The following is an 11386-nucleotide window of genomic DNA, read 5'->3' on the forward strand; positions in this document are numbered from 1 at the left end:
ATTCAGGTGTCCAGCGGGCCGATCACGACCCAATAGGCGGTGCGGCGGCGCACCGCCACGGGCAGGAGCGCCGGCAGCGCGCGCAGCACGCCATCGGTGTTATCGAGCTGGAAGGTGCCCGAGACGCGCAGCCTGGCGACGGCCGGGTCGCAGCGCACGACGCCGCGCCGGTGGCGGGCGATCTCGGCGGCGAACTCGGCCAGCGACATGCCGCGCGCCTGGAGCACGCCGCGCAGCCAGGGCGGCTGGCCGTCCACGGCCGTGGACAGGATGCGCAGCGCGCGGGCGTCGAACCAGGCGGCCTGGGGCGCGTCCACGGTGGCGGCCGCGCCCAGGGCTGGCCGCAGCCGCACCTGGCCTTCGTAGACGTCGACCCGGCAGCCCGCGTCCAGCAGGCGCAGGACGAAGCGCGACTGGCTGGCGCCGACCTGCCCCTGCGGGGTGTGCGCCACGCAGGGGTGGGCGCCGGCGCGCACATAGATTTCGCCAGCGCGCAGCCGCAGGCCATCGGCGGTGATGTCCACCGCCGTGCCGCTGTTCAGGGTGACCAGGGTGCCGTCGGCCAGCGTGATGTCGCGCCGTTCGCCCGGCGCGCTGCGGTGGTCGGCCAGCAGGCCGGCCCGCCGGCCGCCATGCCAGGCCGCCCAGGCGGCTGGCGTGCCGAGGATGAGCGCGGCCAGGGTCTTGAGCGCCAGGCGGCGGGTCTTGAAGGCCGGCCGCTCCAGCGTGGCGCGGGCCAGCTCGGGCGGCAGGCCCCCCAGCAGCGCCTTGAGCCGCTGGGCGCGCTGCCAGGCTTGTTCGTGCATGGCGCTGCGGGCGCGCCAGCGGTCGATGGCGGCCGTGTCTTCGGCGCTGGCCTGGCCGGAAGCCAGGTGCAGGAGCCAGCGCGCCGCCTCGCGGGCCACATGGCGGTCGATGGCGCCGTCCGGGCTCATGCCTCGCCCATCGCCAGGATGCATTGCTCGTAGGCGCGCAGGATGTGGCGCTGCACCGTGCGCACCGACAGCTGCAGGCGCTCGGCGATGGCGGCCTGGGGCAGGCGATCGACCTGGGCCAGCAGGAAGGCGGTGCGCGTCTTGGCCGGCAGGGCGGCCAGCAAGGCGTCGACGTGGTCCAGCGTCTCGAGGATCAGCAGGCGCTGCTCGGGCGCGGGCGCGCGCTCGGGCGGCAGCGCGGCCAGGGCTTCTTCATAGGCCCGCTCCAGCGAGCGTCGGCGGTAGTGATTGAGCAGCAGGCGGCCGGCGATGGTGACCAGATAGGCGCGCGGCTCGCGCACGGCGGGCAGCTCGCGGCGGTGCCGCAGCACGCGCACGAATGTGTCCTGGGCCAGGTCCGCCGCATCGAAGCTATTGCCCAGCTTCTTGCGCAGCCAACCGTTCAGCCAGCCATGATGATCGGTATAGAGTCGGTGGACATCGTCTTGGGAGGCAGAAAACACGTTGGCGCCCAATGTAAATGAAAATAACTCTCATTCTATTAAATGGGCGTGAAACTGCAATTGGAATTTGTCCTTCGCGCTCAGGCCGGATGGCGGGCAAGCAGTTCGGCGACTCGCTGGCGGCCATGGCGGGTTCCGGGCCGCTGGCCGGACGCGCAGGTGCCTGAAAACACGGGTATTTCGCGCGGGTTGTTGCCAAGCCGCAACAGGCCGCGCGGAAAGCCGGCGGCGCATCGCGCGTTGCACTTTTCGTCAGGCGGCTATGCCAAAATGGCGGCACACCGGCCCTGTTGCCGCTGACCTTTTTTGGTATCACCACATCTTGAATCCCCTGCATCTGATCCGTTGCGCTCTGGCGAGCGCGGGGATGGCGTTCAGCCTGTCGGCGGCCGCGGCCCCGATCTTCGTGCTCAACTCGCTCAACGCCAACGTCAGCATCATCGATCCTGCTACCTATACCGAGCTGCGGCGCGTGCCGACCGGCAAGGAGCCGCATCACCTTTATCTGACGCCCGACGAAAAATCGCTCATGGTCGCCAATGCGCTGAGCGACACCATCACCCTCATGGACCCGCGCACCGGCGATATCCAGCGCACGATCACCGGGATCGTCGATCCCTACCAGCTGCGCTTTTCGCCCGATATGAAGTGGTTCGTCACGGCGGCCAACCGCCTGGACCACATCGACATCTACGAGTACAAGCCGCTGGGACAAGGCCAGGGTTTCGACCTCAAGCTGGCCAAGCGCGTGCCGGCGGGCAAGACGCCCAGCCATATCGCCATCGACAGCAAGAGCAAGGTCACCTATGTGTCGCTGCAGGACAGCGACCAGGTGATCGCCATCGACCTGGCCACGCAAAAGCCCTTGTGGACCATGCCGGTGGGCAAGACGCCGGCCGATGTCTTCATCACCGGCGACGACAAGATCCTGCTGGTGGCGCTGACGGGCGACAGCTATGTCGAGGCCTATGACCTGACCGCCAAGCCGGCCAAACTCATCAAGCGCATCAAGACCGCCGCCGGCGCGCATGCCTTCCGCGCCCAGGGCGACGGCCGCCATCTCTTCGTGAGCAACCGCAGCGCCAACACCATCAGCCGCATCGACATGCGCGCGCTGGAGGTCACCGACACCTTCGCGGCGCCGGGCGGCCCGGACTGCATGGATGTCTCCAAGGACGGCAAGCTGCTTTTCGTCACCTCGCGCTGGGCGGGCAAGCTGACGGTCATCGATCTCGACAAAAAAACCGTCAGCAAGCAGGTCCGCGTGGGCAAGTCCCCGCACGGCGTGTGGACGCTGAACCATGCGCCGGCCCGCTGACCGGCGCCGGATATGGGCGGCCGGCCTGCTGGCCGCCGCCGTCTCCCAGGCCGCGGCCGCGCCGGCGGCCTGCGACAAGCCCGTCTATCTCACCTTCGATACCGGGCATATGGGGGTGGCCGACCTGGTCGCCGACGTCCTCAAGCGCCAGGGCGTGCGCGCCACGTTTTTCCTGGCCAATGAGCGCACTCTCAGCAATGGCAGCAGCCTGGACGCGCAATGGGCGCCCTGGTGGAAGGCGCGCGCCGCCGAAGGCCATGTGTTCGGCTCGCATACCTACGATCACGTCTACTGGCGCGGCGATCTGCCCGACGGCGGATTCCGCGTGCGGCCCAGCGCCGGCCCGGACAATGGCAAGACCGAGACCTGGACGGCGGCGCAATATTGCCGCGAGATCCGGCGCTCGGCGCAGCGCTTCACCGAAATGACCGGCAAGGCCATGCTGCCGCTGTATCGCGCGCCCGGCGGCAAGACCTCGCCGGCGCTCTTGGCGGCGGCCCGCGACTGCGGCTATGCCCATGTCGGCTGGGCCGACGCCGGCTTCCTGGGCGATGAGCTGCCCAGCGACAAATATCCTAATGCCGCCCTGCTGGACCAGGCATTGCGCCGCATCCGGCCCGGCGATATTCTGCTTGCACACCTGGGCATCTGGTCGCGCAAGGATCCCTGGGCGCCGGCCGTGCTGGAGCCGCTGATCACCGGCCTGAAGGCCAAGGGTTTTTGTTTCGCCACGCTCGATGCGCATCCGGCGTATCGCCAGTGGCTCGCCACGCCTCACTGATTCACCATGGAAACACTCAGCCAGCTGTTTTCACAATGCCAGCAATGGCTGTTCGAGACAGCCGTGCAGCCCCTGCTCTTTCACCTGGGCCTGGCCAGCATCATCGAAGACGCCTACGACGGCACGATGTGGCTCCTGGTGGGCCTGGTCCAGATCGTCATCATGGTGGCGATCTTCGGCGCGCTGGAGCGCTGGCGTCCGGTCGAGGCGGTGCGCGACCGCCAGCAGGTCTTCGTGGACGTGGTCTACACCCTGGTGCATCGCCTGGGCCTGTTCCGCATCCTGTTGTTCTTCACGGTCGAGCCGCTGTGGGACAGCGTCTTCGGCGCCCTGCACACCTGGGGCCTGGCGACCTTTCAGCTCGACCAGGTCTGGCCGGGCGTGACCGACGGCCCCTGGGCCAGCCTGCTGCTCTACCTGCTGGTCTTCGACCTGGTGGATTATTGCTACCACCGGGCCCAGCACCGCTACAGCTGGCTGTGGGCGCTGCATTCGCTGCATCACAGCCAGCGCCAGATGACCCTCTGGAGCGACAACCGCAATCACCTGCTCGACGACATGCTGCGCGACGTGGTCATCGTGCTGGTGTCCCAGCTGATCGGGGTGCCGCCGGCGCAGTTCGTGGCCGTGGTGGCCATCACCCAGCTGACCGAAAGCCTGTCGCACGCCAATCTGCGCGCCGGCTTCGGCCGGTTGGGCGCGCGCCTGGTCGTGGGGCCGCGCTTTCACCGCCAGCATCATTCCATCGCCTATGACGCCTCATCGCCGGGGCCGGCCGGGGGCTACAACTTCGCCGCGCTCTTTCCGGTCTGGGACATGCTGTTCGGCACGGCGCGCTTTGACGGCGATTACGGCCCGACCGGCATCCACGACCAGCTGCCGCAAGGCGGCGGCCGCGACTATGGGCGCGGTTTCTGGGCCCAGCAGTGGCTGGGCCTGAGGCGCATGTTCGCTAGGGCCGAGCCGCGGCGCTCGGATCGTGCGCCTGCTTCTTGATCGCGTCGTGCCGGTTTTCCATTTCCTGGCGCAGGGCGCGGCGCTGCTTGGCCGCCTCGAAGCGCTGGAACTCCTCGACCGTGCGTAACTGCAGGGGCGGCACGGCGGTGGGCTGGCCCTGGTCGTCGACCGCCACCATCGTGAAATAACAGCTGTTGGTGTGGCGCACCAGCTTGCGCCGGATGTCCTCGGTCACGACCTTGATGCCGATTTCCATCGACGTGCGGCCGGTGTAATTGACCGAGGCCAGAAACGTCACCAGCTCGCCCACGTGGATGGGTTCGCGAAAGACCACCTGGTCCACCGACAGGGTCACCACGTACTGGCCGGCATAGCGGCTCGCACAGGCGTAAGCCACCTGGTCCAGGTATTTGAGGATGGTGCCCCCGTGCACATTGCCTGAGAAATTCGCCATGTCGGGCGTCATCAGGATGGTCATCGAAAGCTGGTGGCTGAAAGCGTCTTCCATGGCGGTGCTGCGGGTTGCGAAGTGGCTATCGTACTCGCCTATTGCGGCGCGGCGCTGCCGGCCGCCGCCGTTTCGGGCCGCTCGGCCCGCAGCAGGGGCGGATTCCAGCGGCCGTCCAGGGCGGCGGCGGCCGGCAGATAGATGCGCAGCAGCAGGTTGACGGCCTCGCCCGACAGCGGCAGCCAGTTGGCCCGCTCGGCCTCCGCCGGCGGATCGGCCTGCAGATACAGCTCCAGCGAGCCGTCCGGGTTGTAGCGCAGCGGGTCGCGGTCGCCCACGCTGTGGCGCCGGTAGGGATTGGGCACGGCCTGGCCCTGCGCATCGAAAGCCGCCAGCGTCCAGAAGGCGTCGCCCGGCGGCAGCGCATCGGCCTCGAAACGCAGCACATAGCGCGCGCCGCTGTCGATGGGCAGGCCGTCGGCGTCGGTCACCAGGCGCAGCGTCAGCACGTCCTCGGGCAGTTCGGCCCCGGGTTGCAGCCAGGCCATCCAGGCGCGCTTGAGATAGGCGCCGCCATAGGCGCCCATGGCCTCGCGCTCGGCCACCCAGCCGCGCGCATCGGGCTGGCGCGCGCGGGCCAGGGCTTCGATATAGGCCGGCGCCTCGCGCGCGGCGCGGCGCAGGGCCTGCTGCACGGTGTTGTCCTGCCGGGACAGGGCGAACTGCTGGCCCGGCGCGATGCCCAGGCGGCGCAGGCGCGCCAGCATGGGCTGGTCGGTAGCGTGCGCGGGGTTTTTGCGCAGCAGCTCGGCGCCGTAGGCGAAAAAGACATCGGCCGGCATGGTCGCCAGCTGCCGGGCGACCGGGGTGGCAGGATCCAGGGCGGGGTCCGACTTGACCTGCATGGACTGCGCGCCCCGGTTCCAGTCCTGCAGCGGGGTCAGGATAAAGCCGTCCTGCAAGACCTGGGTCTCGGCCGCCGCGCCGGGCTGCAGCAGTCCCTGCAGCCAGACATGGCTGGTCGGCGCGTCGATGCGCTGCATGGCCGGCGGCAGCGCCGCCGTCCATCCGGGCGGCACCACGGCGTAATTGCCCCGCCCGGTGCCGGTGCTGCGCTTGCCCAGGACCGCGAAGGCCTCGCTCCAGAGATCGTGCAGCGTCAGGGTGTAGAGCCGGCCCTGGGTGGGCGGCACCGAAATCACCACGGGGCCGTCGCTCAGGTCCAGCCAGGCCGACATGCGCAGCATGTCGGCGTGCGCCCAGGCGCCGCCGGCCGCGCCGTCGCGTTGCATCCAGAAACGGTTGGCCGGCGCGTGGCCGGCCTGGCCCGCGGCCTTGGGAGACACGGCCTGGCGCCGCGCCAGGTCCATGGACACCAGGGGGTAGAGATAAATATAGGCGTCGAAGGCGATGCGCTGGACCTCGGCCGCGGCGGCCGGCGGGTCGGCCAGGCTTTGGGCCGGGCCGGGCAAGGGGGCGAACAGGGCGGCCAGGCACAGGACGGCCACATTCAGGCGGCGCATGCGGCGCTCCAGAAGACAGAAATGAGGACAGCTCCCGTGCGCGGCGGCGCGGCGGGAAGGAAGGCCGCATGGTAGCAGCGCGCGGGCGCGGCAAAATCGGCGAATACGCCGCTTTCTTGAGCCAAATCGCAATTTGTGCGCCGCGCAATTGATATCCGCGATGTAAGCACCCTATACTGCCCTTAACTGTGACGCCCGCGGGGTCTTTGCGAGAGGCGAGGCTTGGCGTCACTTTCCTCCACCCAGAAGGGAGTGCTTCATGCTCAACATGAATCGCCGCCAGTTCTTCAAGGTGACAGGGTCGACGCTGGCAGGCTCCAGCCTGGTGATGCTGGGCGCCGCGCCCGGCACGGCCATGGCCGAAGTCCGCCAGTACAAGCTTGCGCGCATGACGGAAACGCGCAACACCTGTCCTTACTGTTCGGTCGCCTGTGGCGTCTTGATGTACGGGCTTGGCGACGGCGCCAAGAACGCCAAGGCGAGCATCGTCCACATCGAGGGCGATGCCGATCACCCGGTCAACCGGGGCACCCTCTGTCCCAAGGGGGCTGGCCTGATTGATTTCATCCACAGCCCCAACCGCCTCACGTATCCGGAGTACCGCGCGCCGGGCTCGGATAAATGGCAGCGCATGTCCTGGGATGAGGCGATGACGCGCATCGCCAAGCTCATGAAGGAAGACCGCGACGCCAACTTCGTGCAGAAGACGGCTGACGGCAAGACCGTCAACCGCTGGCTGACCACCGGCATGCTCGCGGCTTCGGCCAGCAGCAACGAGGTCGGCTACATCACGCACAAAGTTGTGCGCAGCATGGGGATGCTGGCGTTCGACAACCAGGCTCGTGTCTGACATGGCCCGACGGTGGCAGGTCTTGCCCCGACGTTTGGCCGTGGAGCGATGACGAACCATTGGGTCGACATCAAGAACGCGGATGTAGTGCTGATCATGGGCGGCAACGCCGCCGAGGCCCACCCTTGCGGGTTCAAATGGGTCACGGAAGCGAAAGCCCATAACAAGGCGAAACTGCTGGTCGTGGACCCGCGCTTTACGCGCTCGGCGTCCGTGGCCGATTTCTACGCGCCCATACGCACCGGGACCGACATCGTCTTCCTGGGCGGCGTCATCCGCTATCTGCTGGAAAACGACAAAGTCCAGCACGAGTATGTGCGCAATTACACCGACTTCTCGTTCATCGTCCGCGAGGACTTCAAGTTCGAGGACGGCATCTACTCGGGCTACAACGCCGAGAAGCGCAGCTACGACAAGGCATCCTGGGACTACGAGCGAGGCGAGGACGGCTACGTCAAGACCGATCCCACGCTGCAGCATCCGCGCTCGGTCTACCAGTTGCTCAAGCAGCACTACTCGCGCTACACGCCGGAGATGGTCGAGCGCGTCTGCGGCACGCCCAAGGACAAGTTCCAGTATGTCTGCGAGACGCTGGCGTCGACGGCCACCACGGACCGCGCGGCCACCATCCTGTACGCGCTGGGCTGGACGCAGCACTCCATCGGCTCGCAGATCATCCGCACCGGCGCGATGCTGCAGCTGCTGCTGGGCAATATCGGCGTGGCCGGCGGCGGCATGAATGCGCTGCGCGGGCACTCCAATATCCAGGGCCTGACCGATCTGGGGCTGATGTCCAACCTGCTGCCGGGCTATATGACCCTGCCCGGCGAGGGCGAGCAGGATTTCGGCAAATACATCGACGTGCGCACGCTCAAGCCGCTGCGTCCCAACCAGCTGAGCTACTGGCAGAACTACAAGAAGTTCCATGTCAGCCTCATGAAGGCCTGGTGGGGCGGCGCGGCCACGGCGGAGAACAACTGGGCCTACGATTATCTGCCCAAGCTGGACAAGCTCTACGACATGCTGCAGACGTATGAGCTGATGAACCAGGGCAAGGTCAATGGCTACATCTGCCAGGGCTTCAACCCGCTGGCCGCCGCGCCCAACAAGGCCAAGCTGACCGCGGGCTTCTCCAAGCTCAAGTTCCTGGTCATCATGGATCCGCTGAACACCGAGACTTCGGAGTTCTGGCGCAATGCGGGCGAGCACAACGACGTCGATCCGGCCAAGATCCAGACCGAAGTCTTCCGCTTGCCCACCACTTGTTTCGCCGAGGAAGAAGGCACGCTGGTCAATTCGGGCCGCTGGCTGCAATGGCACTGGAAGGGCGCCGAGCCCCCGGGCGAGGCGCGCAGCGATATCGAGATCATGGCCGATCTCTTTACCCGCATGCGCGAGATGTACCGCAAGGACGGCGGCGCCTATCCCGATCCCATCGTCAACCTGTGGTGGCCGTACTCCAATCCGGAGAACCCGACGGCGGTCGAGCTGGCCAAGGAGTACACGGGCCGCGCGCTGGTCGACCTGACCGATCCCAAGGATCCGACGCGCGTCACCCGCAAGGCCGGCGAACAGCTGGCTGGATTCGCGGAACTGCGCGACGATGGCTCCACCATCAGCGGCTGCTGGATCTTCGCGGGCGCCTGGAGCGAGGCGGGCAATCTCATGGCGCGGCGCGACAACAGCGATCCGACCGGCATCGGCCAGACCCTGAACTGGGCCTGGGCCTGGCCGGCCAATCGCCGGGTGCTGTACAACCGCGCATCCTGCGACGTGCAAGGCAAGCCCTTCAATCCGCGGCGCAGTCTCATCGCCTGGAATGGCAAGGCCTGGGGCGGCGCCGATATCCCGGACTTCAAGGGTGACGAGAATCCGGCCGGCGGCATGGGTCCCTTCATCATGAACCCGGAGGGCGTGGCGCGCTTCTTTGCCCGCGCCGGCATGGCCGAAGGGCCTTTCCCCGAGCACTACGAGCCTTTCGAGAACCCGCTGGGCTACAACCCGCTGCATCCCAAGCAGCCGCTGGCCGTCAGCAACCCGGCCGCGCGCGTGTTCAAGTCAGACCTGGAGGCCATGGGCAAGGCGGATAAATTCCCGCATGTGGCCACCACCTATCGCTTGACCGAGCATTTCCACTACTGGACCAAGAATGTCCGGCTCAATGCCATCCTGCAGCCCGAGCAATTCGTCGAGATCGGCGAGGCGCTGGCCAAGGAGCTGGGCATCGCCAATGGTTCGCGCGTGAAAGTGTCGTCCAACCGCGGCTACATCAAGGCCGTGGCCCTGGTCACCAAGCGGATCAAGGCGCTGACCATCGAGGGCCGCACCGTGCACCAGGTGGGCATCCCCATCCACTGGGGCTTCGTGGGGGTGGCGAAACCGGGCTTCCTGACCAATACGCTGACGCCTTTCGTGGGCGACGGCAACAGCCAGACGCCCGAGTTCAAATCCTTCCTGGTCAAGGTCGAGAAGGCATAGGAGCCAAGCCATGTCGATGCAATCACTGGACATCAAACGCCGCTCCGCCACCACCACGCCGCCGCCCGGCGTGCGCGAGCCCTCGACCGGCAGCGTCGCCAAGCTGATCGACGTCTCCAAGTGCATAGGCTGCAAGGCCTGCCAGGTGGCCTGCATGGAGTGGAACGATCTGCGCGACGAGGTCGGCGTGAACGTGGGGGTCTATGACAACCCGGCCGATCTCACCGAGCATTCCTGGACCGTCATGCGTTTCTCGGAGTACGAGAACGACAAGGGCGACCTGGAGTGGCTGATCCGCAAGGACGGCTGCATGCACTGCGAGGACCCGGGCTGCCTGAAGGCCTGTCCCTCGCCGGGCGCCATCATCCAATACAACAACGGCATCGTGGATTTCCACGAAGAAAACTGTATTGGCTGCGGCTATTGCATCACGGGCTGTCCGTTCAACATCCCGCGCATCTCGCAGAAGGACCACAAGGCCTATAAGTGCACCCTGTGCTCGGACCGCGTGGCCGTCGGCCAGGAGCCTGCCTGCGTCAAGACCTGTCCCACCGGCGCCATCGTGTTCGGCACCAAGGACGACATGAAGCAGCACGCGGCCGAACGGATAGAAGACCTGAAGTCGCGCGGTTTCCAGAACGCCGGCCTGTACGATCCCCAGGGGGTGGGCGGCACGCACGTCATGTACGTGCTGCACCATGCCGATAAGCCGCAGCTCTATCACGGCCTGCCCGAGGATCCCAAGATCAGTCCCATGGTCTCGCTCTGGAAGGGCATCGCCAAACCGCTGGGCGTGGCCGCCATGGCGCTGACGGCGCTGGCCGGCTTCCTGCACTACATCCGGGTCGGTCCCAACGAGACCGACGAGGAAGACGAACGCAAGGCTGAAGAGGAGGCGCGCCATGGCTGACCCCCGTCGCTCCAAGCAGATCCAGCGCTATACGGCCGGTGAACGCACCAATCACTGGCTGATCGCGCTGACCTTCATCCTGCTGGCCCTCTCGGGCCTGGCGCTCTTTCATCCGGCCTTCTCCTGGCTCTATGCCCTGCTGGGCGGCGGCCCCTGGACGCGCATCCTGCACCCCTTCATCGGGGTCGTGATGTTTGTCTGCTTCTTCGTCTTCGCCGGCCATATGTGGCGGCACAACCTGATGACGAAGAACGACCGCCAGTGGCTGCGCCAGCTGGGCGACGTGCTGAACAACCGCGAGGACAAGCTGCCCGAGGTCGGCAAGTACAACGCCGGCCAGAAGCTGCTGTTCTACGCGCTGGTCATCTGCATGCTGGGCCTGATCCTGACCGGCATCGTGATGTGGCGCCCCTACTTCGCCGGGTATTTCCCGATAGACGGTATCCGCGTCGCCTCGCTGTTGCATGCCTTTTTTGCTTTTGTGTTGATTTGCGCGATCATTGTGCATATCTACGCGGCGATCTGGGTCAAGGGTTCGGTCCGAGCCATGGTGCGCGGCACCGTGAGCTGGGGCTGGGCCTGGAAACATCATCGCGCCTGGTTCCGTTCGGTTCGCAAGGAGTCGCCTGGCGGCGAATAAGTCCGCCACCGTCCCCGCCGGGCCCGACGGCCCGCCGCACGGC

At 66.8% G+C, this 11386-nt stretch carries 10 protein-coding genes; 6 read left to right on the forward strand and 4 right to left on the reverse strand.

The window, feature by feature from the left end; translation table 11 throughout:
• Positions 1–2 precede the first annotated feature (2 nt).
• Both L540_RS05690 and L540_RS05695 read right to left on the reverse strand, forming a co-directional pair.
• The gene (locus L540_RS05690) at positions 3–935 is read right to left on the reverse strand and encodes a FecR domain-containing protein (RefSeq protein WP_043210334.1); all 933 of its coding nucleotides are present in this window, start codon (positions 933–935) and stop codon (positions 3–5) included.
• Positions 932–1450 carry a sigma-70 family RNA polymerase sigma factor gene (locus L540_RS05695; protein WP_043210333.1) on the reverse strand — a complete coding sequence of 173 codons (519 nt, stop codon included), beginning with the start codon at positions 1448–1450 and terminating at the stop codon, positions 932–934. Before L540_RS05695 ends, L540_RS05690 begins: the two co-directional genes overlap by 4 nt.
• Positions 1451–1760: 310 nt before the next feature.
• Between L540_RS05695 and L540_RS05700 the strand changes: the two genes are divergently transcribed.
• Genes L540_RS05700 through L540_RS05710 form a run of 3 tightly spaced genes read left to right on the forward strand, consistent with a single transcriptional unit; the run spans position 1761 to position 4533 of the window.
• Complete coding sequence (locus L540_RS05700) at positions 1761–2756, forward strand: YVTN family beta-propeller repeat protein (protein WP_109842462.1); 996 nt, start codon at positions 1761–1763, stop codon at positions 2754–2756.
• Complete coding sequence (locus L540_RS05705) at positions 2740–3537, forward strand: polysaccharide deacetylase family protein (RefSeq protein WP_043210330.1); 798 nt, start codon at positions 2740–2742, stop codon at positions 3535–3537. Before L540_RS05700 ends, L540_RS05705 begins: the two co-directional genes overlap by 17 nt.
• Before the next feature lie 6 nt (positions 3538–3543).
• A complete protein-coding gene (locus L540_RS05710) occupies positions 3544–4533 on the forward strand; it encodes a sterol desaturase family protein (RefSeq protein ID WP_043210329.1) in 990 nt (329 codons plus the stop codon).
• On the opposite strand, the gene L540_RS05715 is transcribed toward L540_RS05710, so the two are convergent.
• Together L540_RS05715 and L540_RS05720 are read right to left on the reverse strand one after the other, a co-directional pair.
• Positions 4490–5002, reverse strand: a complete 513-nt coding sequence (locus tag L540_RS05715; protein WP_043210328.1) for an acyl-CoA thioesterase — start codon at positions 5000–5002, stop codon at positions 4490–4492. The genes L540_RS05710 and L540_RS05715 overlap by 44 nt on opposite strands.
• A gap of 38 nt (positions 5003–5040) precedes the next feature.
• Complete coding sequence (locus L540_RS05720) at positions 5041–6465, reverse strand: DUF1254 domain-containing protein (RefSeq protein ID WP_043210326.1); 1425 nt, start codon at positions 6463–6465, stop codon at positions 5041–5043.
• Between the two features lie 259 nt (positions 6466–6724).
• On the opposite strand from L540_RS05720, the gene fdnG reads away from it, so the two are divergent.
• From fdnG to L540_RS05740, 3 genes are read left to right on the forward strand one after another with little or no spacing between them, the layout of a single operon-like run.
• The gene (gene fdnG, locus L540_RS05730) at positions 6725–9793 is read left to right on the forward strand and encodes a formate dehydrogenase-N subunit alpha (protein WP_146028131.1); all 3069 of its coding nucleotides are present in this window, start codon (positions 6725–6727) and stop codon (positions 9791–9793) included.
• Between the two features lie 10 nt (positions 9794–9803).
• Entirely contained in the window at positions 9804–10703 is a 900-nt protein-coding gene (fdxH, locus tag L540_RS05735; protein WP_043210320.1) for a formate dehydrogenase subunit beta, read from the forward strand.
• Positions 10696–11343: a formate dehydrogenase subunit gamma gene (locus tag L540_RS05740; protein WP_043210318.1), complete on the forward strand. Its 648-nt coding sequence runs from the start codon at positions 10696–10698 to the stop codon at positions 11341–11343. Before fdxH ends, L540_RS05740 begins: the two co-directional genes overlap by 8 nt.
• Positions 11344–11386: the final 43 nt, after the last annotated feature.

It is taken from the genome of Bordetella pseudohinzii (assembly GCF_000657795.2).
Taxonomy (GTDB): Bacteria; Pseudomonadota; Gammaproteobacteria; order Burkholderiales; family Burkholderiaceae_B; genus Bordetella; species Bordetella pseudohinzii.

Excerpts from the sequence above, each read along its gene's own strand:
- L540_RS05690 (WP_043210334.1), bottom strand. The coding sequence starts at position 935 with ATGAGCCCGGACGGCGCCATCGACCGCCATGTGGCCCGCGAGGCGGCG.
- L540_RS05705 (WP_043210330.1), top strand. The coding sequence starts at position 2,740 with ATGCGCCGGCCCGCTGACCGGCGCCGGATATGGGCGGCCGGCCTGCTG.
- L540_RS05710 (WP_043210329.1), top strand. The coding sequence starts at position 3,544 with ATGGAAACACTCAGCCAGCTGTTTTCACAATGCCAGCAATGGCTGTTC.
- L540_RS05715 (WP_043210328.1), bottom strand. The coding sequence starts at position 5,002 with ATGGAAGACGCTTTCAGCCACCAGCTTTCGATGACCATCCTGATGACG.
- L540_RS05720 (WP_043210326.1), bottom strand. The coding sequence starts at position 6,465 with ATGCGCCGCCTGAATGTGGCCGTCCTGTGCCTGGCCGCCCTGTTCGCC.
- fdxH (WP_043210320.1), top strand. The coding sequence starts at position 9,804 with ATGTCGATGCAATCACTGGACATCAAACGCCGCTCCGCCACCACCACG.
- L540_RS05740 (WP_043210318.1), top strand. The coding sequence starts at position 10,696 with ATGGCTGACCCCCGTCGCTCCAAGCAGATCCAGCGCTATACGGCCGGT.